At 57.0% G+C, this 22,266-nt stretch carries 20 protein-coding genes; 11 read left to right on the top strand and 9 right to left on the bottom strand.

Annotation, left to right across the window (positions count from 1 at the left end; all coding sequences use genetic code 11):
- The first annotated feature begins 101 nt into the window (after positions 1–101).
- Genes malX through ACW14G_RS12745 form a run of 3 tightly spaced genes read left to right on the top strand, consistent with a single transcriptional unit; the run spans position 102 to position 4,763 of the window.
- Positions 102–1,673 (top strand): maltose/glucose-specific PTS transporter subunit IIBC, encoded by a 1,572-nt coding sequence (malX, locus tag ACW14G_RS12755; protein WP_249022707.1) that lies wholly within the window; start codon positions 102–104, stop codon positions 1,671–1,673.
- Between the two features lie 11 nt (positions 1,674–1,684).
- The gene (locus ACW14G_RS12750; protein ID WP_167574970.1) at positions 1,685–2,860 is read left to right on the top strand and encodes a MalY/PatB family protein; all 1,176 of its coding nucleotides are present in this window, start codon (positions 1,685–1,687) and stop codon (positions 2,858–2,860) included.
- Between the two features lie 13 nt (positions 2,861–2,873).
- Complete coding sequence (locus ACW14G_RS12745; protein WP_455648614.1) at positions 2,874–4,763, top strand: enterotoxin; 1,890 nt, start codon at positions 2,874–2,876, stop codon at positions 4,761–4,763.
- A gap of 65 nt (positions 4,764–4,828) precedes the next feature.
- On the opposite strand, the gene rsmI is transcribed toward ACW14G_RS12745, so the two are convergent.
- Complete coding sequence (gene rsmI / locus ACW14G_RS12740; RefSeq protein ID WP_163447820.1) at positions 4,829–5,692, bottom strand: 16S rRNA (cytidine(1402)-2'-O)-methyltransferase; 864 nt, start codon at positions 5,690–5,692, stop codon at positions 4,829–4,831.
- 62 nt (positions 5,693–5,754) lie between these two features.
- Here rsmI and ACW14G_RS12735 point away from each other — a divergent pair, with 62 nt between their 5' ends.
- The 4 genes from ACW14G_RS12735 to dolP are packed head-to-tail and all read left to right on the top strand — an operon-like array spanning position 5,755 to position 9,390.
- A complete protein-coding gene (locus ACW14G_RS12735) occupies positions 5,755–7,851 on the top strand; it encodes a penicillin-binding protein activator (RefSeq protein ID WP_419057152.1) in 2,097 nt (698 codons plus the stop codon).
- Complete coding sequence (locus tag ACW14G_RS12730) at positions 7,809–8,198, top strand: YraN family protein (protein ID WP_249022704.1); 390 nt, start codon at positions 7,809–7,811, stop codon at positions 8,196–8,198. Before ACW14G_RS12735 ends, ACW14G_RS12730 begins: the two co-directional genes overlap by 43 nt.
- A 16-nt stretch (positions 8,199–8,214) precedes the next feature.
- The gene (diaA, locus tag ACW14G_RS12725) at positions 8,215–8,805 is read left to right on the top strand and encodes a DnaA initiator-associating protein DiaA (RefSeq protein ID WP_064542037.1); all 591 of its coding nucleotides are present in this window, start codon (positions 8,215–8,217) and stop codon (positions 8,803–8,805) included.
- A 9-nt stretch (positions 8,806–8,814) separates the two neighbouring features.
- Positions 8,815–9,390 (top strand): division/outer membrane stress-associated lipid-binding lipoprotein, encoded by a 576-nt coding sequence (gene dolP / locus ACW14G_RS12720; protein WP_163447817.1) that lies wholly within the window; start codon positions 8,815–8,817, stop codon positions 9,388–9,390.
- Between the two features lie 22 nt (positions 9,391–9,412).
- Here dolP and ACW14G_RS12715 read toward each other — a convergent pair whose 3' ends face one another.
- The 5 genes from ACW14G_RS12715 to ACW14G_RS12695 all read right to left on the bottom strand — a co-directional run bounded on the left by ACW14G_RS12715 (position 9,413) and on the right by ACW14G_RS12695 (position 16,343).
- Positions 9,413–10,051: an NAD(P)H-binding protein gene (locus tag ACW14G_RS12715; protein ID WP_249022703.1), complete on the bottom strand. Its 639-nt coding sequence runs from the start codon at positions 10,049–10,051 to the stop codon at positions 9,413–9,415.
- 140 nt (positions 10,052–10,191) lie between these two features.
- Positions 10,192–13,335, bottom strand: a complete 3,144-nt coding sequence (locus tag ACW14G_RS12710; protein WP_419057151.1) for a CusA/CzcA family heavy metal efflux RND transporter — start codon at positions 13,333–13,335, stop codon at positions 10,192–10,194.
- 10 nt (positions 13,336–13,345) lie between these two features.
- Entirely contained in the window at positions 13,346–14,587 is a 1,242-nt protein-coding gene (locus tag ACW14G_RS12705) for an efflux RND transporter periplasmic adaptor subunit (RefSeq protein WP_249022701.1), read from the bottom strand.
- Between the two features lie 5 nt (positions 14,588–14,592).
- The gene (locus tag ACW14G_RS12700) at positions 14,593–14,940 is read right to left on the bottom strand and encodes a copper-binding protein (RefSeq protein ID WP_419057156.1); all 348 of its coding nucleotides are present in this window, start codon (positions 14,938–14,940) and stop codon (positions 14,593–14,595) included.
- 20 nt (positions 14,941–14,960) lie between these two features.
- Positions 14,961–16,343: a Cu(I)/Ag(I) efflux RND transporter outer membrane protein gene (locus tag ACW14G_RS12695; protein WP_249022700.1), complete on the bottom strand. Its 1,383-nt coding sequence runs from the start codon at positions 16,341–16,343 to the stop codon at positions 14,961–14,963.
- Positions 16,344–16,852: 509 nt separating this feature from the next.
- Here ACW14G_RS12695 and ACW14G_RS12690 point away from each other — a divergent pair.
- The 3 genes from ACW14G_RS12690 (at position 16,853) to ACW14G_RS12680 (ending at position 20,339) form a co-directional block, all read left to right on the top strand.
- Positions 16,853–18,139: an ABC transporter substrate-binding protein gene (locus ACW14G_RS12690; protein WP_223803798.1), complete on the top strand. Its 1,287-nt coding sequence runs from the start codon at positions 16,853–16,855 to the stop codon at positions 18,137–18,139.
- A gap of 90 nt (positions 18,140–18,229) precedes the next feature.
- A complete protein-coding gene (locus ACW14G_RS12685; RefSeq protein WP_163447810.1) occupies positions 18,230–18,913 on the top strand; it encodes a copper/silver response regulator transcription factor in 684 nt (227 codons plus the stop codon).
- Positions 18,903–20,339 carry a Cu(+)/Ag(+) sensor histidine kinase gene (locus ACW14G_RS12680; RefSeq protein WP_419057150.1) on the top strand — a complete coding sequence of 479 codons (1,437 nt, stop codon included), beginning with the start codon at positions 18,903–18,905 and terminating at the stop codon, positions 20,337–20,339. Before ACW14G_RS12685 ends, ACW14G_RS12680 begins: the two co-directional genes overlap by 11 nt.
- On the opposite strand, the gene ACW14G_RS12675 is transcribed toward ACW14G_RS12680, so the two are convergent.
- A complete protein-coding gene (locus ACW14G_RS12675) occupies positions 20,336–20,761 on the bottom strand; it encodes a YhbP family protein (RefSeq protein ID WP_163447808.1) in 426 nt (141 codons plus the stop codon). The genes ACW14G_RS12680 and ACW14G_RS12675 overlap by 4 nt on opposite strands.
- 54 nt (positions 20,762–20,815) lie before the next feature.
- On the opposite strand from ACW14G_RS12675, the gene ACW14G_RS12670 reads away from it, so the two are divergent.
- Entirely contained in the window at positions 20,816–21,100 is a 285-nt protein-coding gene (locus tag ACW14G_RS12670) for a GIY-YIG nuclease family protein (RefSeq protein ID WP_064542008.1), read from the top strand.
- Here the strand turns inward: ACW14G_RS12670 and ACW14G_RS12665 are convergent.
- Positions 21,087–21,590, bottom strand: coding sequence for a GNAT family N-acetyltransferase (locus tag ACW14G_RS12665; RefSeq protein WP_249022697.1), 504 nt, complete (start codon positions 21,588–21,590; stop codon positions 21,087–21,089). The genes ACW14G_RS12670 and ACW14G_RS12665 overlap by 14 nt on opposite strands.
- The gene (gene ubiT / locus ACW14G_RS12660; protein ID WP_064542003.1) at positions 21,584–22,108 is read right to left on the bottom strand and encodes a ubiquinone anaerobic biosynthesis accessory factor UbiT; all 525 of its coding nucleotides are present in this window, start codon (positions 22,106–22,108) and stop codon (positions 21,584–21,586) included. The genes ACW14G_RS12665 and ubiT overlap by 7 nt, the downstream gene beginning before the upstream one ends.
- Positions 22,109–22,266 lie beyond the last annotated feature (158 nt).

Raw genomic sequence — 22,266 nt, 5'->3', positions numbered from 1 at the left:
TACAGCAATATCTCAAAATAACTATAAGCCTCGCAAATATGAAGGCGCGTCCTTAAACCGGGTAGCGCCTTCCATTATCCTAAAAATCCGAGGGTCCCTACATGACACAAAAAAAATCTTTTAAGTCAAAATCATGGGAGTTTTTCCAAAGTCTGGGAAAAACCTTTATGTTCCCGGTTTCACTTCTTGCCTTTATGGGATTGCTGCTGGGTATCGGTAGTTCAGTGACCAGCCCTTCCACCATTACGAGTTTTCCCTTTCTGGGCGGCGAATTTACGCAGTTGACCTTTGGCTTCATCGCCATGGTCGGTGGCTTTGCATTTACCTATCTGCCGCTGATGTTTGCCATGGCGATCCCCATGGGGCTTGCCAAGCGCAACAAGGCGGTCGCCGCCTTTGCCGGGTTCGTTGGCTACATGCTGATGAATATGAGCATTAACTATTACCTGACGGCCACCCACCAGCTTGCCGACCCCGCCACCATGAAACAGGTGGGACAATCGATCGTGCTGGGCATTCAAACCCTGGAGATGGGTGTACTGGGCGGCATTGTGGTTGGGGTTATCACCTATTTTCTGCACGAGCGTTTTCAGGACACGGTTCTGCACGACGCCTTCGCGTTCTTTAGCGGCATTCGTTTTGTGCCGATTATGACCGCTCTTACCCTGTCGCTGGTGGGTCTGTTCATTCCTCTTCTGTGGGAATACGTCGCGCTGGGTATCGCGGGTATTGGTCATATCATCCAGAGCACCAGCGTTTTCGGCCCCTTCCTCTACGGCGTGGGTGTGCTGCTGCTGAAACCTTTTGGTCTGCACCACATCTTGCTGGCGATGGTGCGTTTTACCCCCGCAGGCGGCATTGAAATGGTGAATGGCCATGAGGTCGCCGGGGCGCTGAATATCTTCTACGCAGAGCTTAAAGCCGGCCTGCCGTTTAGCCCGCACGTCACCGCGTTTCTGTCACAAGGGTTTATGCCGACCTTTATCTTCGGTTTACCCGCCGTGGCTTACGCCATCTACCGCACCGCGCGTCCGGAAAATCGGCCGGTCATTAAGGGGTTGCTGCTTTCCGGCGTGCTGGTTTCCGTCGTCACCGGTATTTCAGAGCCGATTGAGTTCCTGTTCCTGTTTATCGCCCCCGCGCTTTACGCCTTCCATATCGTCATGTCTGGCCTGGCGCTGATGGTGATGGCCCTGTTGGGGGTGACCATTGGCAATACCGATGGCGGCATTCTGGATCTGCTGATCTTCGGCGTGATGCAGGGAATGTCGACCAAATGGTATCTGCTGTTCCCGGTCGGTATTGCCTGGTTTGCCATCTACTTCTTTGTCTTCCGCTGGTACATCCTCAAACACGACATCAAAACGCCGGGCCGCGAGGTGGATGCTCAGGGGGCGCAGCAAGCCGTCGAGGCTAACACCCGCGCGCGTGGAAAATCAAAATACGATCATGGGCTTATCCTGCGTGCACTCGGCGGTAAAGAGAACATTGAGTCGCTTGATAACTGTATTACCCGCTTGCGTCTGGTGGTGAAAGATATGGGCCTCATCGATCAGCAGGCGCTGAAAGCGGCCGGCGCGTTGTCGGTGGTGGTGCTTGATGCTCACAGCGTACAGGTGATCATCGGCCCGCAGGTACAGAGCGTCAAAACCGGCATTGAAGCCTTAATTTAACAGGGGGAGTGATGTTTGATTTCGACAAAATCATCGAGCGCCAAAGTGATAAGTGCCGTAAATGGGACCATGCCTTTGTGTGCTCGCGTTTCGGTGACGTCCCGCAGTCCTTTATCCCCCTGTGGATAGCCGATATGGATTTCACCTCGCCGCCTGCGGTGATTGACGGCTTCCGGCGCATCGTGGAGCACGGCACCTTTGGCTATACCTGGTGCTTTGACGAATTCTACGACGCGGTTATCGGCTTCCAGCGCAAACGTCATCAGGTTGAGGTAGAAAAGTCGTGGATCACGCTAACCTACGGCACCGTCTCCACGCTGCACTACACGGTTCAGGCGTTCTGCAAACCGGGTGACAGCGTGATGATGAACACGCCGGTCTACGATCCTTTTGCGATGGCGGCACAGCGCCAGGGCGTGCAAGTACTTGCTAACCCGCTACGCGTGGAGGACAACCGCTATCAGCTTGATTTTAATCTGATAGAAGAACAGCTCAAAACCCACCGTCCAACGCTGTGGTTCTTCTGCTCGCCGCATAACCCGTCCGGCAGGATCTGGCGCGCGGAAGAGATACGTCAGGTATCCGATCTCTGTCAACGCTACGGCACAATTCTGGTGGTCGATGAGGTTCACGCCGAGCACATTCTGGATGGCAAATTCGTCAGTTGCCTCACTTCTGGCTGTGCCGCACAGGACAACCTGATCGTGCTCACGTCACCCAACAAAGCGTTCAATCTGGGCGGGCTGAAAACCTCCTACTCCATGATTCCCAACGACTCACTGCGCCAGCGCTTCCGCCAGCAGCTTGAGAAGAACTCCATTACCTCGCCCAATATGTTCGGGGTATGGGGAATTATTCTGGCCTATCAACACGGTCTGCCATGGCTCGACGCGCTGAACGGTTATCTGCAAGGCAACGCCCGCTATCTGGCGGATGCCATCCAGACCCACTTCCCGGCGTGGAAGATGATGAATCCGGAATCGTCGTATCTGGCGTGGATAGACGTGAGCGCGGATGACCGTAGCGCAACGCAGCTAACCCAACATTTCGCACAACAGGCGGGCGTGGTCATAGAAGACGGCAGCCACTATGTACAAAACGGCGAAAACTACCTGCGGATTAATTTTGGCACCCAGCGCTACTGGCTGGAGCAGTCCATTAACCGAATGCTGAAAAATAACAAATAAGGACCTTACCCCGATGAAGAAAGCGCTCACTCTCTCACTGCTGGCTCTCTGTGTTTCTCATGGCGCAGTGGCGGCAAACTACGCCCTCAATAACGACAATATTGCTCTCTCGTTCGATGATACCAACTCAACGGTCGTGGTGAAGGACAACAGGGCTAACCATCCGCTCACGCCGCAGGAATTGTTCTTTCTGACGCTACCGGATGAGAGCAAAATCCACACCGCCGATTTCAAAATCAAGCACGTTGAAAAGCAGGACAACGCGATTGTCATCGACTTTACGCACCCGGATTTTAACGTCACGGTGAAGCTGAACCTGGTGAAGGGAAAATACGCCAACATCGGCTACACCATTGCCGCCGTTGGGCAGCCGCGCGACGTGGCTAAAATCACCTTCTTCCCAACTAAAAAGCAGTCCCAGGCTCCTTACGTAGATGGCGCAATCAATAGCTCACCGATCGTTGCCGACTCGTTCTTTATCCTGCCGGATAAACCGATCGTCAATACCTACGCCTATGAAGCTACAACCAATCTCAACGTAGAACTGAAAACACCGATTCAACCAGAGGCCCCGGTCAGTTTTACCACCTGGTTCGGCACGTTCCCGGAGACCAGCCAGCTGCGCCGCAGCGTGAACCAGTTTATTAATGACGTACGTCCACGGCCCTACAAGCCTTATCTGCACTACAACAGCTGGATGGATATCGGCTTTTTCACTCCGTACACCGAACAGGATGTGCTGGGGCGTATGGACGAGTGGAACAAGGAGTTCATTACGGGCCGCGGTGTGACCTTAGACGCTTTCCTGCTGGACGATGGCTGGGACGATCTGACCGGACGCTGGCTATTTGGCCCGGCATTCAGCAACGGTTTTAGCAAAGTCCGCGAGAAAGCCGACAGCCTGCACAGCTCCGTTGGGCTATGGCTTTCTCCGTGGGGCGGCTACAACAAACCGCGCGACGTTCGCGTTTCGCATGCAAAAGAGTATGGGTTCGAAACCGTGGACGGCAAGCTGGCGCTGTCGGGAGCGAACTACTTTAAAAACTTCAATGAGCAGATCATCAAGCTTATCAAAAACGAGCACATTACCTCGTTTAAGCTCGACGGGATGGGTAACGCCAGTTCACATATCAAAGGCAGCTCGTTCGCCTCAGATTTCGATGCGTCAATCGCCCTGCTGCACAATATGCGTAGCGCAAACCCGAATCTGTTTATCAACCTGACCACCGGCACCGACGCCAGTCCGTCCTGGCTGTTCTATGCCGATTCAATCTGGCGTCAGGGAGATGACATCAACCTGTATGGTCCCGGTACGCCGGTGCAGCAGTGGATGACCTACCGCGATGCCGAGACGTACCGTTCCATTGTCCGTAAAGGCCCGCTGTTCCCGCTGAACTCGCTGATGTACCACGGGATAGTCAGCGCCGCGAATGCCTATTACGGGCTAGAGAAGGTGCAAACGGACAGCGATTTTGCCGATCAGGTCTGGAGCTACTTCGCGACCGGCACCCAGCTGCAGGAGCTGTATATTACCCCGTCGATGCTGAACAAGGTGAAGTGGGACACGCTGGCGAAGGCAGCAAAATGGTCGAAGGAAAACGCCAGCGTGCTGGTTGATACCCACTGGATTGGCGGCGACCCGACGGCGCTTGCGGTGTACGGCTGGGCCTCCTGGAGCAAAGACAAGGCCATTCTCGGTTTGCGCAACCCGTCGGATAAGCCACAAACCTACTATCTGGATTTGGCGAAGGATTTCGAAATACCGGCAGGAGACGCGGCGCAGTTTAGTCTGAAAGCGGTATATGGCAGTAACAAAACCGTGCCCGTTGAGTATAAAAACGCGACGGTGATTACCTTGCAACCGCTGGAAACACTGGTGTTTGAGGCGATGCCCGTTAACTAAAGGCCTGTACCAATGAGTCGCCGGGTAAAGCGCAAGCTCCACCCGGCAAAACCGGCAGCAGGGGCTTACTCCCCCTGCTGCTCCAGCGCATACTTATACAGCGCATTCTTCTTCACGCCGTGGATCTCCGCCGCCAGCGCCGCCGCTTTCTTCAACGGCAGCTCCGCCTGCAACAGCGCCAGCGTACGCAGCGCATCGGCGGGCAGTTCGTCGTCCTGAGCTTTATGGCCTTCAACAATCAGCACCATCTCGCCTTTGCGACGGTTTTCATCTTCTTTGACCCACGCCAGCAGTTCGCCGACCGGTGCGCCGTGGATGGTTTCCCAGGTTTTGGTCAGCTCGCGCGCCAGCACCACGTAGCGGGCTTCCCCCCATACGGCCACCATATCTTCAAGGCTGTCGAGCAGACGGTGGGTGGATTCGTAGAAAATTAGCGTGCGCGGCTCGGCTTCAATCGCCTTCAGCGCGTCACGACGGCCTTTGGATTTCGCCGGTAAGAAACCTTCATAGCAAAAACGATCGGACGGCAGACCGGCGGCGCTAAGCGCGGCAATCGCAGCACATGGGCCAGGCAGCGGCACGACGCGAATCCCCGCTTCACGGCAGGTACGCACCAGGTGATAGCCAGGATCGTTGATCAGCGGCGTACCCGCGTCAGAAACCAGCGCAATGTTCTGGCCCTCTTTCAGCTTCGCCACCAGCGTCTCGGCTTTTTGTTGCTCATTGTGATCGTGTAAAGCAAACAAACGGGCGTTAATCGCGAAGTGTTGCAGCAATAAACCGGTGTGCCGCGTGTCTTCAGCCGCAATTAAATCAACAGCTTGCAATACTTCGAGCGCTCGTTGGGTAATATCAGCCAAATTTCCGATAGGAGTAGGTACAATAAAGAGTTGGCCTTGAGAATTATCCGCCGATTCGTGTTGTTTCATTGTTTCGTCCGTATTGCCGATTTAATATTGAGCATTGCGTAAAAAATATCACTGGATACAGAATGGTACCCTCAACATTTTCTCGTATGAAAGCCGCGCGTTGTCTGCCGGTTATCCTGGCCGCGCTGATTTTCGCAGGCTGCGGAATCCAGCAACCTGCCGATCAGAGTGCCGCCCAGCTTCAGGGCGCGACGCAGGCTGATTCCGGCTTTTACCTGCAGCAGATGCAGCAAAGCTCGAATGATAGCAAGACCAACTGGCAATTACTCGCCATTCGTGCACTGCTGAAAGAAGGTAAAAGCCAGCAGGCGCTGGAACTGTATAACCAGCTGCCGAAAGAACTGAACGCCGTTCAGCGTCAGGAACAGTCTCTGCTGGCCGTTGAAATCAAGCTTGCGCAGAAAGATTACGCCGGCGCTCAGGCGCTGCTGCAGCCGCTGAAGGCCGATGATTTCGACAGCGTTCGCCAGGCCCGCTTCTGGCAGGATACCATCACCGTCGAGCAGGGTAAGCCCTCTCTGACGCTGCTGCGCGCCCTGATTGCCCAGGCGCCGCTGTTAACTACCCAGCAGGAAAAGCAACAGAACAGCGATGCCACCTGGCAAGCGCTCTCCGCCATGACCCAGCAACAAGCCAACGCGCTGGTGATCAACGCCGATGAAAACGATCTGCAAGGCTGGCTGGATCTGCAACGCATGTGGTTTGATAACCGCAACGATCCGGACATGCTGAAGGCAGGCATCAAAGACTGGCAGACACGCTATCCGCAGAACCCGGGGGCGAAGGTCCTGCCGTCGCAACTGGCCAACGTGCAGAACTTTAAACCCGCGTCGGTCAATAAAATCGCCCTGCTGCTGCCGTTAAGCGGCCAGGCATCGGTCTTTGGCCGCACCATTCAGCAAGGGTTTGAAGCCGCGAAAAACGGCGCCACGCCGGTTAACGGCAGCGCCGTTCCCGAGCAGGTAGCCCAGGCGGCCTCCACGCCCGTCGTTAGCCCGTCACAGGCTGAAATCAGCGATCTGACCAGCCCGCAAACCCAGGCGCCGGTACAGGCACCGGCCACCGCTGCGCCGGTGCAGGCCGCAGCACAGCCGGAAGCGGCCGCTGTACCGGCCACTGCTGCACCAACGGCAGCGCCAGCGCCTGCTGCACAGCCGCAGGCCGTTGCCAGCGTGGCGGCGAATCCCTCAGCAGAGCTGAAAATCTACGATACCTCTTCTCAGCCGTTAAACCAGATTCTGGCGCAGGCGCAGCAGGATGGCGTCAGCCTGGTGGTCGGCCCGCTGCTGAAAAACAACGTCGACGAGATGCTGAAAAGCAACACGACACTCAACGTACTGGCGCTGAATCAGCCGGAGTCGGTGACGAGCCGCGCCAACATCTGCTACTTCGCCCTGTCGCCGGAAGATGAAGCCCGCGACGCCGCGCGCCACATTCACGACCAGGGGAAACAGTCGCCGCTGCTGCTGATGCCACGTAACGCGCTCGGTGAACGCGTCACTCAGGCCTTTGCCGATGAATGGCGTAAACTGGGCGGCGGTACCGTACTGCAACAGAAATTTGGTTCGCTCTCTGAACTGCGCGGCGGCGTCAACGGCGGCTCCGGCATCTCGCTGTCGGGTACGCCGGTGGCCTCAACCCAGCCGCAGCCGCAGAGCGTCACCATCGGCGGACTGACGATTCCAGCCGCGCCAACCGATGCGCAAATCACCGGCAGCAGCAAAGTCGATGCCGCCTATATCCTGGCGACACCGGAAGAGATTGCGTTTATCAAGCCGATGATCGCAATGCGTAACGGTAGCCAGAGCGGTGCGATGCTGTACGCCAGCTCGCGCAGCGCGCAGGGCACCGCTGGCCCGGATTTCCGTCTGGAGATGGAAGGTTTACAGTACAGCGAGATCCCAATGCTGGCTGGCAGCAACCCGGCGCTGATGCAGCAGGCGCTGCGTGCAGTCAACAACGACTACTCGCTGGCTCGCCTGTACGCAATGGGCGTTGATGCCTGGGCGCTGGCCAATCATTTCTCTCAGATGCGCGGCGTGCCCGGCTTTGAGCTGAACGGCAACACCGGCGATCTGAGCGCCAACCAGGACTGCGTGATTAACAGGAAGTTATCATGGCTCAAATACCAGCAGGGGCAAATCGTCCCGGCAAGCTAACCGCGAAACAGACCGGTGACGCCGCGGAACTTCGCGCCCGTCGCTGGCTGGAGCGTCAGGGACTAAGCTTTATCGCCGCCAACGTGCATGAGCGCGGCGGCGAGATCGATCTGATTATGCATGATGGCGCGGTAACGGTATTTGTTGAAGTGCGTTACCGCGCATCCAGCGCGTTTGGCGGCGCGGCCGCCAGCGTGACCCGAAGCAAACAGAACAAACTGTTGCAAACTGCCCGTTTGTGGCTCGCCCGCCACAATGGGAGTTTTGACACTGTGGATTGCCGTTTCGATGTGATAGCCTTCACGGGCAATGAGATCGAATGGCTTCAAAACGCTTTTAGCTTATAGAATGTAAAGGGATATCGTGCTCGAAAGAATCAAAGTGTGCTTCACCGAAAGCATCCAGACCCAAATTGCCGCGGCGGAAGCGCTCCCGGACGCTATCTCCCGAGCCGCGATGACCCTGGTACAGTCGCTGCTGAATGGCAACAAAATTCTCTGTTGTGGTAACGGTTCATCCGCGGCCAACGCACAGCATTTTGCGGCCTGCATGATTAACCGTTATGAAACTGAGCGTCCCGGTTTACCTGCGATTGCACTTAATACTGATAACGTGGTCTTAACGGCAATCGCCAACGATCGCCTGCATGATGAAATCTATGCCAAGCAGGTGCGCGCGTTAGGTCATGCTGGCGATGTGCTGCTGGCCATCTCCACGCGCGGCAACAGCCGCGATATCGTGAAAGCGGTTGAAGCCGCCGTGACCCGCGACATGACCATCGTGGCCCTGACGGGCTACGACGGCGGCGAGCTGGCCGGTTTGCTGGGCCAGCAGGATGTGGAAATTCGCATCCCGTCGCACCGCAGCGCGCGCATTCAGGAAATGCACATGCTTACGGTGAACTGTCTGTGCGATTTAATTGATAACACCCTTTTCCCACACCAGGACGACTAAGGAGAACACATGAAGGTAATTTCGACCCTCGCGGTCCTTATTTCCGCACTGCTGCTCCAGGGATGCATTGCCGCTGCCGTTGTTGGCACCGCGGCAGTGGGGACCAAAGCCGCAACTGACCCGCGCACGGTGGGAACTCAGGTGGACGACAGCACGCTGGAAGTTCGCGTGAACAGCGCACTGTCAAAAGATGCACAAATTAAGAAAGAAGCGCGTATCAACGTGACCGCATATCAGGGCAAAGTGCTGCTGACCGGTCAGGCGCCGGACCTCAGCCTCGCGACCCGTGCGAAGCAGATTGCCGTTGGCGTTGATGGGGCTACCGAAGTGTTTAATGAAGTGCGTCAGGGCCAGCCGATTAGCCTGGGTACCTCTTCGTCAGACACCTGGATAACCACCAAAGTACGATCGCAGCTGTTAACCAGCGATCAGGTGAAATCCTCGAACGTGAAGGCCACTACCGAGAACGGTGAAGTGTTCCTGATGGGCCTGGTGACCGACCGTGAAGGCAAAGCCGCGGCCGATATCGCCAGCCGCGTGAGCGGCGTGAAGCGCGTTACCACCGCGTTTACCTACATTCAGTAATCCGCACGACGGCCCGGCAGAATCACTGCCGGGCGATTTCTCTGAGCTGACGCGACGACAAAATCGTCACCGGGGACGCCCCCGGATTCTTCGCCATTCTCAGCATGGCTTTCGCCACATCCTGCGCAGCAATCGACTTCCAGTTTCCCGGCAGCAAACTAAACAGCGGCGCCAGCAGACGCTCGTTTAAGCGCGGCGTGCTGCGTTCACCCAGCAGCATCGAGGGGCGAGCCAGAGTGAGCCGCGGCCAATCTTGTTCAATCAGCGCCGATTCCATCTGACCTTTCACGCGGTTGTAGAAAAACGGCGAATTCGCGTTTGCCCCCATCGCGCTCACCACCAGCAGTTGCTGCGCGCCAAGGCGTAAACCAGTCTGTGCCGTTTCCAGCACCAGGTCGTAGTCAACATGGGTGAACGCGGCCTTTGAGCCCGCATCGCGTATCGTGGTGCCAAGGCAGCAAAATACGGTATCGATGGGTGAGGTGACCTGCGCGAGCGCGGCGCTGAGTTCCGGGTCATGCGGGTTCTCTATGCCGAAGGCGTGCTCCAGCGGATGGCGCGTAGGCGCAATAATCGATTCCACCTGCGCCTCGCGGCGCAGCAGGTTAAGTAAGTGCCCACCAACAAGGCCAGTGGCACCGGTAATGAGGACGTGATGCATAAGGGTCTCCCTATTCCCTGGTATCGAATGGTTCACCGCTCGTAGGCCGGATAAGGCGTTTACGCCGCCATCCGGCAATGTACTCCGTGACTGCCGGATAGCGATGCGCTTATCGGGCCTACGCGCGTCAATCGCACACTTTATTGGCTACGTTTGTGGCGATATAACCATATCAATTTATAGGCAGCCGGAATGATAAACAACGACAGCAGCGGCGCGGTAATCATCCCGCCAATCATCGGCGCGGCAATACGGCTCATCACTTCTGAACCTGCGCCCGTCCCCCACAGTATGGGCAATAACCCGGCAATAATCACGGCGACGGTCATTGCTTTTGGCCGTACGCGCAGCACCGCGCCGTGGTAAAGCGCGTCGTCCAGGCCTTGCTCGGTGAAGGTTTCCGCGCGCTGGAGCTTAGGATCGGCTTCCACTGCGTGGCGCAAATACATCAGCATTACCACGCCAAACTCCGCCGCGACCCCGGCCAGAGCGATAAACCCGGTGCCGGTCGCCACCGACATATGGAACGCCTGCCAGTAGAGGAACCAGATCCCGCCCACCAGCGCAAACGGCAGACTCATCAGAATCAACACCGCTTCTTCCACCCGACGGAAAGCCAGATAGAGCAGAATGAAGATAATCATGACCGTCATTGGCACCATCAACTTGAGCTTCTTATTGGCGTGCTCCAGCAGTTCAAACTGCCCGGAGAACGCCACGCTGGTGCCCGGCTTCAGGGTCACATTCTGGCTAATGGCCGTTTGCAGGTCATGCACCACCGAAACCATATCGCGGTCGCGCGCGTCGATGTAAATCCAGCTCGCCGGGCGGGCGTTTTCCGTTTTCAGCATCGTCGGCCCGGATACCACCTGCACTTTCGCCACGTCGCCCAGCGTAATCTGTTGCTTTGTGGGCGTCAGAATCGGCAACTGGCGTAAGGCCGTCGGGCTGTCGCGGAAACCTTGCGGATAGCGAATGTTGATCGGGTAACGCGCGACTCCCTCAACGGTTTCCCCCACCATCGCTCCGCCGATCGCCGACGAAACGAAAAGCTGCACATCGCCAACGGTCATGCCGTAACGTGCGGCTTTCTGCCGGTCAATATCGACATCGATATAGCGTCCACCTTCCAGCCGCTCCGCCAGCGCGGAGACGACGCCAGGCACCGTTTTCGCCACGGTTTCAATGCGCTGCGCCGCGTCGTCGATATCCGCCAACGAAGTACCCGAAACTTTAATGCCAATCGGGCTTTTGATACCGGTCGAGAGCATATCAATGCGGTTACGAATCGGCGGCACCCAGAGGTTCGCCAGCCCCGGTAGACGCACGGTGGCATCCAGCTCATCGATGATTTTGTCGAGCGTCATCCCTGGCCGCCACTGGTCCTGCGGCTTGAGCTGGATGGTGGTTTCAATCATCTCCAGCGGCGCGGAGTCGGTCGCGGTTTCCGCTTTCCCGGCTTTGCCAAACACCGACGCCACCTCCGGCACCGTTTTAATCAACTTGTCGGTTTGCTGTAGCAACACCGCCGCCTGCCCCGGCGAGATACCCGGCAGCGTCGAGGGCATATACAGCAGATCGCCTTCGTTGATCTTCGGCAGAAACTCGCCGCCCACCTTGCTCAGCGGCCAGATAACGGTAAACATCGACAGCACGGCGACCAGCAGCGTCAGCTTCGGCCACTTCAGCACCTTCAGCAGCAGCGGGTGATAAAGGGCAATCAGAAAACGGTTTAACGGGTTGCGCGATTCTGCCGGAATTTTCCCCTTAATCCAGAACCCCATCAGGATCGGAATCACCACAATCGCCAGCGCCGCCGCCCCGGCCATGGCGTAGGTTTTGGTAAACGCCAGCGGGCCAAACAGTCGCCCTTCCTGGCCTTCCAGCGTAAAAATGGGAATAAACGACAGGGTGATAATCAGCAGGCTGATAAACAGCGCTGGCCCCACCTCTACCGCCGCATCGGTAATTTCTTTCCAGCGCGTGGCGTTGTCCATTGGTTCATCGGGATTCGCTTCCTGCCAGTGCTCCAGCCGCTTGTGGGCGTTTTCAATCATGACGATTGCCGCGTCCACCATCGCCCCGACTGCGATAGCGATGCCGCCAAGGGACATGATGTTGGCGTTCAGCCCCTGGAAGTGCATGACGATAAAAGCAATGCACAGCCCCAGCGGCAGCGAGACGATCGCCACCAGCGCCGAGCGCACGTGCCAGAGAAACAGCGCGCAAACCACCGCCACCACGATAAATTCTTCAATCAGCTTTGAACGCAGGTTATCGATCGCGCGGTCAATCAGCTGGCTGCGGTCGTAGGTCGTGACGACCTCAACGCCTTCCGGCAGGCTTTTTTGCAGCGTGGTGAGCTTCTCTTTCACCGCCGTAATCACTTCACGAGCGTTCTTACCAGAACGCAGCAGCACCACGCCGCCCGCCACTTCCCCCTCGCCGTTCAGTTCGGCGATGCCACGGCGCATTTCCGGGCCAATCTGCACCCGCGCCACATCCTTCAGGTAGACCGGTACGCCATTCTCCCCCGCTTTCAGGACGATATGATTAAAGTCATCCAGGCTTTTGAGATAGCCGGTGGCGCGCACCATATATTCCGCTTCGGCGATTTCAACCGATGAACCGCCCGCTTCCTGATTCGAGGTGCTGAGCGCCTGCTTAACCTCTCCAAGACTGATACCGTATTGGGCGAGCTTCATCGGGTCGACCTGCACCTGATACTGCTTCACCACGCCGCCCACCGACGCCACTTCGGCAACGTTAGGGATGGTTTTCAGCTCGTACTTCAGGAACCAGTCCTGCAACGAACGCAGCTCGGCGAGATCGTGCTTGCCGCTTTTGTCCACCAGCGCGAACTCAAAGATCCAGCCGACGCCGGTGGCATCCGGGCCAATCTCCGAACTGACGCCCTGCGGCAGTTTGCCCTGCACCTGATTGAGGTACTCCAGCACGCGCGATCGCGCCCAGTACAGGTCGGTGCCGTCTTCAAAAATGACGTACACGTAGGAATCGCCGAACTGCGAGAAGCCGCGCACGGTCTTGGCGCCCGGCACGGACAGCATGGTGGTGGTAAGCGGGTAGGTGACCTGATTTTCCACAATCTGCGGCGCCTGCCCCGGATAGCTGGTTTTGACGATCACCTGCACGTCAGAGAGATCCGGCAGCGCATCCACCGGCGTATTGACGATCGTCCAGCCGCCCCAGGCGCTGAGAAACAGTACCCCCATCATTACCAGAAAACGGTTGGCGACCGAACGCCGGATAATCCATTCAATCATCACCGTCTCCTTAATGCCCGGCATGAGGGTCAGCGGTATGGCGCATACGATCCAACGCGCCGCTGATATTGGCTTCGGAGTCAATCAGGAACAGGCCGTTCAGCACCACCGACTCTCCTTCCGCCAGGCCGCTGGCCACGCCCGTCTGCTGCTGTGACGCATGCAGCACCTGAATTTTCTTCGGTACAAATTCACCGTTGCTGGCCACGGTAATCACCCGCTGTTCATCGCCGGTATCAATCACCGCCTGCGATGGAATCAACAGCATTTCGTCACTTTGCGTGTTCAGCTTCAGGTAAGCGTTCATCCCAGGCTTCAGCAGTTCGTCCCGGTTGTTAACCTGCAAACGCACCTGCACGGTACGGGTGGTTGGATCGACGCTGGGCAAAATGGACCATTTCTGGAGCGGGAAGGTTTTATCGGGATAGGCCGGGATCGCCACCCTGAACTGCGTCGAATCCTTCAGCAGCCAGGCCGTGGATTCCGGTACTGCGGCGCTGATCCACACCGGATCCATACCCTGTATCTGCGCCACGACGTTATCTTTGGCGATGTTCATTCCGCTTTTCAGACTAAAGGCGGTGAGCACACCGTCAATCGGCGCGTTGAGAGTAAAGCGCGTCTGTACCCGGCGGGTCGTGCGCATCCGCTGGATGTCCGTCTCCGGCATCCCCGCCAGACGCAGCCGTTCCAGCACGCCCTCCAGCTGCGTTGCCGTGCCGCCGGAGCTGGCCAGCAGCAGATATTCGCTCTGCGCCTCCACCCACGACGGAATCGTCACTTCCACCAGCGGCGCGCCTTTGCGTACCTTGTCACCGACCGTGAGCGGATACACTTTCTCGATAAAGCCTTCGGCGCGCGCTTGCACAATCACGAACTGGTATTCGTTATAGCTGACGTTCGCCGGCAGCGTCTGGCTGTAGGTCAGCCGCCCTTTCGTCACCGTCGCGGTACGCATGCCCAGATTGTGCACCTGAGTGGGATCGATTCGTACGCCATTCGTGGAGGTCTCGCCTCCTTCATCGGCGTACTTGGCCACCAGGTCCATATCCATAAACGGCGATTTGCCCGGTTTATCAAAGCGCACATCTGGCTTCATCGGATCGTACCAGTAGAGCACTTTACGCTCGGCTGGCTCGGCTTTAACCTGTGCGTCAGGGGCCGTCAGGCGGCTTATCGCCGCCGTTGCCAGCCCGCCAATCACCAGGCTACAGACGATCGCCGCGGTATATTTTAATTGAGCTTTTGTCATGGCCATCAGCGCGTTTTAATGTCCTGAAGAAGGGAGATATTCCCCTGCTGGATGAAGCTGAAATCCACGCGGCTGCCCTCTTTGAGCTGCTCAATCGCAGGCGTCGGTTCGCTGTAGGTAAAACGCATGGTCATCGCAGGCCAGTTAACTTCCGCGATCGCCTCATGTTCAATGGTGATTTTCTTCGCCTGGGTATCAATCAACTTCACGATGCCGGTGCCTTTAATCACCGCCGGTTTCGCGCTCATGTCCATCATTTGTCCATGCCCGTCATGCTGCATTTCCGCCGCCTGAACGTTCATCGCCATGACCATAAAAATACCGCCGAGCAGAGTAGTGAATTGACGCATTATTGAAGACTCCTGAATAAGGGTTAGGCTTTCCAGCCGCCGCCAAGGGCGGTGAATAAATTGATTTCGTTGACCTGTTGGGAATAAATCAAATCGAGAATGGCCTGCTGCGTGGCGAATATTGAACGCTCGGCATCGAGCACTTCGATATAACTCACCGCACCGCTGGCATATAACGCGCGCGCGCGTTGTAAGGTAATTTGCAGCGAAGCTAAATAACGCTGCTGAGCCACGAATTGCCCCTGAAGGCTGTCGCGCAGCGAAAGCGCATCCGCCACCTCTTTAAAGGCCGCCTGAATTTTCTGCTCGTAGGTCACCACCGCCTGGCGCTGCTTCACGTTTGCCAGCGCCAGATTGGCTTCATTACGCCCGGCGTTGAAAATCGGCAGGTCGACCTTTGGCATAAAGCTCCACATGCCGCTCGCCGCGTTAAACAGGCTGGAGAGCGCCGAGCTGCTGGTCGAGACGCCGCTGGTCAGAGTGATGGAGGGGAAGAACGCCGCGCGGGCGACGCCGATATTGGCGTCGGCGGCGCGCAGCTGGTGCTCGGCCTCCATAATATCCGGGCGCTGTAGCAGAATGGTCGACGGTAGATTGGCCGGCAGCGGTAGCGGGTTCAGCGCGTCACTCTGCGCGCTGTCGCTCAGCGGCGTGCTGTAGGTACCCAGCAGCTGCTGTAATAAATGGTTAGCCTGCGCCAGTTCGCCTTCCCGTTTAGCGATATCGGCGCGGGTGCTTTCAATCACGCCGCGCGCCTGCTCCAGAGCCAGCACGTTGGTGCTGCCGGTCACCAGCTGTTGCTCGACGAAGCCGTAGGACTGCTGATAATTACGCAGCGTCTCTTTGGCAATGGCCAACTGCGCGGCCAGGCGGCGCTGATTAAAATAGGCCTGCGAAACGTTGGTCACCACCACAATCTGCGCGGCGCGCTGGGCCGCCTGGCTGGCGAATACGTTCTGCCTGTCGGCTTCGCTCATGTTTTTCAGCTTGCCGAAAAAGTCCAGCTCGTAGCTCAGGTTCAGCCCTACGTCATAGCTTTTATCCGTGGCGTCGCGGCCCTGCAGGTCGCCTTTATAGCTCGCGCTGGAGGCGCTATCCAACTGAGGATAGCGCCCGGCATCGGTCACGTTGTACTGCGCGCGCGCGGCTTCAACGTTGAGCATCGCCATACGCAGATCGCGGTTGTTACGGAGCGCAACGTCGATTAACCGCTTTGCCTGCGGGTCGACAAAAAAGGTTTGCCAGCCGGTCTCCTGCCAGCTGCCGCCGGTCGCCACCAGCGTGCCCGCAGACAGCGAAAATTGTTGGGGAACGATATTTTCAGGCTGCTGGTAATCCGGCGCCAGCGAGGTACATCCGGCCAGCATAAACGCCATCAGCAGCGTCAAAGGTTTTACTTTCAACATGTCACGTCCTGTTTGGCCGAATCAGAAGGGCTGGCCTGGTGACTACCTTACGGGAGTGACTCTGTTGGTAACCTGACAGGATAATGACAAAGTTGTCATTTAAGGCAGGGAATAACGTGATCCGCCCGGCGAAAATCCGCGCGGAAAAGCTGCATCGGTTTTTACGAACGTTAAAAAAGCGAATATCGGCGGGGAGAAATTAACCGCGATCACATTTAATCCATAATATGCCAGAACGCTCACAAATTAATGGCCGGGTTAAGGCTAAGCGCTATTTGCCGAAAAACAGCAATATCAACATTTTCACCGGGTTACATTTTCCCGCGAATATTTTCGTTTATTTCCCCTGTGAGATGCCCCGCATAACCACGCGATATTGACCGGTTAGCCATAATAGAACGTTGTTTCATACAAATAGCACTCCTATCATCGTTTCGTTTTCCTTTTCACCAATCCTTACCTCTGTTCAGGGATGAAAATAATACCTATCGCAAAACCGGAGTCTCTCTATGAAATTCAGAACAAAAGCGCTTGGTTTAGCCTTGTTATGTGCCCTTTCACAAAATGCCTTCAGCGAACAGCTCGACGTCTGGATACGTGCCAGCAATGATTCAAAAGTGATTTATCAAAAGCTCGCCGACCAGTTCCAGAAAGAGACCGGGATTTCCATCAAGTACTTCAACGCCGTGACCGACTTTGACCAGCGTCTGGCGCGCGCGGCAACCGGCAACGCGCTGCCGGACGTAGTCTTCAACGACGCGATTATCGTGGGTCAGATGGTACAACTGGGGATTGTCGATGAAATTAAACCGAGCGAACTGAAAGGCGGCGGCGATATTTACGACGCGGCCTGGAAATCGGCTCAGCAGCCGGACGGTAAATACTACGGCGTCCCCACTTCAGCGCACACTTACGCGCTGTTTATTCGCCAGGACTGGCTCAACAAGCTTAACCTGAAAGCGCCCGGCAACTGGGATGAACTGAAAAAAGTGGCCCAGGCCTTTACTCATGACGACCCGGACGGCAACGGTAAAAACGATACCTACGGTTTCACCATGCCGCTGGCCACCACCCGTGGCTATGCCAGCTCGTTTTCCTCCTCATATCTCTGGCAGGCGGGCGCGAACTACTTAGTCGCCACTCAACCGGGGAAATTTAAAGCCGCGCTCGATAGCAAAGAGATGGTCACCGCCATGGAATTTATGCGCGGCATGGTGTGCGAGGGGCTGGCGCAGCCGGGCGCGATCAACCACACCACCGCCGATGCCAACACCGCCTTCCGTTCCGGGCAAACCGGTATGTACTCCTCCGGCCCGTACCATATTGCGCTGTTTGATAAAGATCCGGGTAAAGAGACCTACACCGTGGTGCCGCCACCGGCAGGCCCTGGCGGCGCGATCTCCATGGCGGAAGGGACCACCGCGTTTCTGATGAAAACCAGCCAGCACAAAGCGGCGGCGAAGAAATTCCTTGAGTTTCTGATCTCGCCGGAAGGCCAGAAGATCGGTATGGCAACCGACAGCACCTCAATGCCGATCGTCCGCCTGCCGGTAAACAAAACGCTGAATATCAAAGATTATCATGACGATCCGCGTTGGGAAGTGTTCGCCGACACTTACGCGAAGAACGGTCGTTACATGCCGCAGATCCCCAACTGGATCCCGGTTCGGCAAATTACCGCCGATGGCTTTAACAAAATTTACGCCAGCTGCGACGGTGATATTCCAGCGATGCTCAAAGAGATCAACGGCAAGGTTAACGCGGAGCTGAAGCGGCAAAACGCGTGGGCGGAGTAACCCCGACAAGGCGTATTTCGCTCGTGGTTCTTCCGTCATCCCCCACTCCTCATTAGAATGGCCCCATCACACAGCGGCGACGGAGGGCGCGTGAAAATTCTGGTGGTGGAAGACGAGGTCAAAACCGGGGAGTACCTGTGTAAGGGGCTGACGGAAGCGGGCTTTGTGGTGGATCGCGCCGACAACGGCCTCAACGGTTATCACCTGGCGATGACCGGCGATTACGATCTGCTGGTGCTGGATATCATGCTGCCGGACGTCAACGGCTGGGACATCGTGCGCATGCTGCGCTCCGCCGGCAAAGGGATGCCGATCCTGCTGCTGACCGCGCTGGGCACCATTGAGCATCGGGTGAAAGGGCTGGAGCTAGGTGCCGACGATTATCTGGTGAAACCGTTCGCTTTCGCCGAGCTGCTGGCGCGTGTGCGTACCCTGCTGCGTCGTGGCGCGGCAACGATCGTCGAGAGCCAGTTTCAGATGGCCGATCTCACGCTCGATCTGGTTTCGCGTAAAGTCACCCGCGGCAACACGCGCATCACTTTGACCAGTAAGGAATTTACCCTGCTGGAATTTTTCCTGCGCCACCCGGGAGAAGTGCTGCCGCGCTCGCTGATCGCTTCCCAGGTGTGGGACATGAATTTCGACAGCGACACCAACGTGATCGACGTCGCCGTCAAACGCCTGCGCGCCAGAATCGATAACGACTTTACGCCTAAGCTGATTCATACCGTGCGCGGCGTCGGCTACGTGCTTGAGGTTCGCGATGAAGGCTAGCCTGCGCCGCCCGTTCTCGCTGGCGACTCGCCTGACCTTTTTTATCAGCCTGGCGACGATCGTCGCTTTTGTCGCCTTTACCGGCATTATGCTGCACTCGGTGGAAAAACATTTCGCCGAGCAGGACGTCAGCGACCTGAAGCAGGTCAACGCCACGCTCAACGCGCTGCTGACCGCGCCGGAAACCTCCGACGCAGAAAAAATGGCCAATATCGGCAGCGTGCTGGCGGGCTACCGTAATACCGCCGTGCTGGTGAGCACGCGCGATAACCCACAGCTTTACCGCTCCCCCGGAGGGCCGGATCTGTCGCCGATCCTCTCCAGCGCGCATTTCGCCGACGAGCTTAAGAGCGAACAGATGTTCCGCTGGACCGGCAGCGGTATGCGTCAGATGGCAGAGCACAGCGGTGACGCCAGCCATGCCACCACTTATCGGGTGATTGCGTCCACGGTCCGCGCGCACGACCAGACCTACACGCTGCTGACCGCGCTGTCGATCGACTTTCACCTTCACTATCTCGATCAACTCAAGCGCAATCTGATGATGATCGCGACCGTCATCAGCCTGCTGATTATTGTGATCGTGCTGATCGCCGTGCGTAAAGGCCACCAGCCGCTGCGTGACGTCAGCATGGCGATCAAAAATATTACGTCGGAAAATCTCGACGTGCGGCTGGATCCTAACCGCGTACCGATCGAGCTGGAACAGCTGGTGATCTCGTTTAACCAGATGATCGGCCGGATCGAGGACGTGTTCCGCCGCCAGGCCAATTTCTCCGCCGATATCGCCCATGAGATGCGCACACCGATCACCAACCTGGTCACCCAGACCGAGATCGCGCTGAGCCAGCCGCGTACGGTGAAGGAGCTGGAAGATGTGCTCTACTCCAGCCTGGAAGAGTACAACCGGATGGCGAAAATGGTCAGCGATATGCTGTTTCTGGCGCAGGCGGATGAAAACCTGCTGATCCCCGAGCGCGTGCCGCTGGATCTGCAAAGCGAAACGCTCAAAGTGTTTGAGTTCTTTGAAGCGTGGGCCGAAGAACGCGAAGTGAAGCTCTGTTTCGTCGGGCAGTCGTCGCTGATATCAGGCGATCCGCTGATGATTCGTCGGGCGATCAACAACCTGTTGTCTAACGCGATCCGCTATACCCCGCGAGGGATGTCGGTCACCGTGCAGGTTGGCGAGATTGACGAACGCGTGGAGTATCGCGTTGAGAATCCGGGTACGCCGATCGCGGCGGAGCATCTGCCGCGCCTGTTCGATCGTTTCTATCGGGTCGATCCGTCACGGCAGCGTAAAGGTGAAAACAGCGGGATCGGGCTGGCGATCGTGAAGTCGATCGTGCGGGCGCATGGCGGGAAAATCAGCGTGACATCTGACTCCGTTGCCACGCGCTTTATCATTGAGCTACCGCGGCTTTAGTCGCGGAGCCAGTGCAGCTTCTTGCCGAAACCCAGGGTGTTGTCGGTAAACTTCAGCTCGTCGAGACGAATCTCCCACACCGGAGCGGGAAGCATGCGGGCCACCGGGAAACGGCGGACATACAGCGCGCGCTTTTCATCGGCCTCTTCACCTTCCAGCAGACGGATTTCGCCTTTGAACTGCACGCCGCGGATCAGCGCCACCGTTTTGGGCTGGCCGTTTACCGTTCCCGCCACCGGGGCCTGCTTGCCGGTCATCTGCCCGTGGCGCGTGGTCTCTTCGCTCAACAGGTAGAACGCCACGCGCTGCGGGTCATAGACGTAGAACGCGTTGGCGCACCACAGCTCGCCTTCACTCGCCACGCACCAGCCAACAACGTGTTGTTTCGCCAGCCAGCGGCTAATGGTTGCCAGGGTTTCCATCTGTTCTCTCCGTTATGCTATGGTGCGTGCACCTACACAGACAGGTTGGCACACGTGCGTTGGTTTCTTTATCTCGTCCGCACTGAGGACGACAAATTGTACACCGGTATCACCACCGATGTTGAACGGCGATTTCACCAGCATCAGAGCGGCAAAGGGGCGAAAGCGCTGCGCGGCAAAGGCGCGCTGCAGCTAGCGTTTTCCGGTGAAGTGGGCGAGCACTCGCTGGCGCTACGCCTGGAGTATCGCATCAAGCAGCTAACGAAGCGCCAGAAAGAGCGCCTCGTCGCAGGTGACGGTTCATTTGAAACGTTACGGGACAGCCTTAAACACGATTAAAGTGGTCGGAATACTCCACCAGACCGTGTACGCCGTTTAACGCATCGTCAGCCAGACGATGGACCATAAACGCCTCTTCGGTGCCCGGCCAGCGACAGCGCAAATCGTATTGTGCCGCAGGTTCAAAGCCGAAACGGCCATACAGCGCCGGTTCGCCCAGCGTCACAACCGCCGCATAGCCAAACTCGTTCAGCGAATCCAGACCTTCGTAGACCATCTGACGCGCCAATCCCTGACCGCGGTAGGCTTCGTCAACCGCCAGCGGCGCCAGCCCCACCCACTGTAGCTCTTCGCCTTCGATGCTGACCGGGCTAAATGCCACATAGCCCACAACGTGGCCTTCATCGTCAGTGGCCACCAACCCGAGCGTAATCAGGCCGTCTTCACGCAGCTCGCGCACCAGATTGGCTTCGCTATCACGGTTGAAGGTCCGACGCAGCAGCGCGTCAATGCCCGGGGCATCAATTCCAATTTCTACTCGAATCAGCATGGCTCACCTACCGATGTATGTTTGGTTTCTGATGGTGATTTTAGGCCAGCCTCAACGAAATCAGCCAGCTGCATCAGCATCACGCGCAGCGCTTTTGGCATCTGCTCAAGCTCGATGGCATCCATCAGATTTTTGACATAGAGACCCAGCTCCGTATCCCCTTCAATCACCAGTCGACGCTGGAAGAAGAGGGTATCCGGGTCCTGTTTGCGCGCAGCGATCATCAGCAGGTCGCTGGCATCCGCGCTGAAGCTCACGTCGGCCTGGGCCGCGTCGCTCACAATAAGCCGTTCATTCTCAACGGAAGTGAACCACTTCAGGCCAATGTCGCGCACTTCAATACTCAACCAACGGCCTTCCAGAAAATCCAGTTCGCCGTCATTCAGCGCCTGACGGAACTGCCAGCTTAATACCTGCTGCAACACCTGGCGTTTAAGGGCGAACGGCGTCAATTTTACCGGAACGCTCATTAAACTCGGAGCAACATGAACCAGACGTGAACGCAGTTTATCCAACACAAGCTTTACTCCCTGAATGCAATAGTTCCGTTATTTTGCCATATCAGATAAACGACATAGCGGCGTAAATCAACAATTATGTCGTGAGGCCGAGGGATTATTGGCGCAATCAATACGCTTTTGTCTGCCTCAAATCAAAAATGATTAGCGTTAGGTTA

This window comes from Kluyvera sp. (genome assembly GCF_965301105.1).
This window is presented reverse-complemented; position numbering and strand designations above follow the sequence as displayed.

Coding starts and splice junctions, on each gene's coding strand:
- ACW14G_RS12675 (WP_163447808.1), bottom strand. CDS start 20,761: ATGGAAACCCTGGCAACCATTAGCCGCTGGCTGGCGAAACAACACGTT.
- ACW14G_RS12710 (WP_419057151.1), bottom strand. CDS start 13,335: ATGATTGAATGGATTATCCGGCGTTCGGTCGCCAACCGTTTTCTGGTA.
- ACW14G_RS12695 (WP_249022700.1), bottom strand. CDS start 16,343: ATGTTGAAAGTAAAACCTTTGACGCTGCTGATGGCGTTTATGCTGGCC.
- malX (WP_249022707.1), top strand. CDS start 102: ATGACACAAAAAAAATCTTTTAAGTCAAAATCATGGGAGTTTTTCCAA.
- ACW14G_RS12680 (WP_419057150.1), top strand. CDS start 18,903: ATGAAGGCTAGCCTGCGCCGCCCGTTCTCGCTGGCGACTCGCCTGACC.
- ACW14G_RS12715 (WP_249022703.1), bottom strand. CDS start 10,051: ATGCATCACGTCCTCATTACCGGTGCCACTGGCCTTGTTGGTGGGCAC.
- ACW14G_RS12750 (WP_167574970.1), top strand. CDS start 1,685: ATGTTTGATTTCGACAAAATCATCGAGCGCCAAAGTGATAAGTGCCGT.
- dolP (WP_163447817.1), top strand. CDS start 8,815: ATGAAGGTAATTTCGACCCTCGCGGTCCTTATTTCCGCACTGCTGCTC.
- rsmI (WP_163447820.1), bottom strand. CDS start 5,692: ATGAAACAACACGAATCGGCGGATAATTCTCAAGGCCAACTCTTTATT.
- ACW14G_RS12735 (WP_419057152.1), top strand. CDS start 5,755: ATGGTACCCTCAACATTTTCTCGTATGAAAGCCGCGCGTTGTCTGCCG.
- ACW14G_RS12730 (WP_249022704.1), top strand. CDS start 7,809: ATGGCTCAAATACCAGCAGGGGCAAATCGTCCCGGCAAGCTAACCGCG.
- ACW14G_RS12690 (WP_223803798.1), top strand. CDS start 16,853: ATGAAATTCAGAACAAAAGCGCTTGGTTTAGCCTTGTTATGTGCCCTT.
- ACW14G_RS12705 (WP_249022701.1), bottom strand. CDS start 14,587: ATGACAAAAGCTCAATTAAAATATACCGCGGCGATCGTCTGTAGCCTG.
- ACW14G_RS12745 (WP_455648614.1), top strand. CDS start 2,874: ATGAAGAAAGCGCTCACTCTCTCACTGCTGGCTCTCTGTGTTTCTCAT.
- ACW14G_RS12665 (WP_249022697.1), bottom strand. CDS start 21,590: ATGCTGATTCGAGTAGAAATTGGAATTGATGCCCCGGGCATTGACGCG.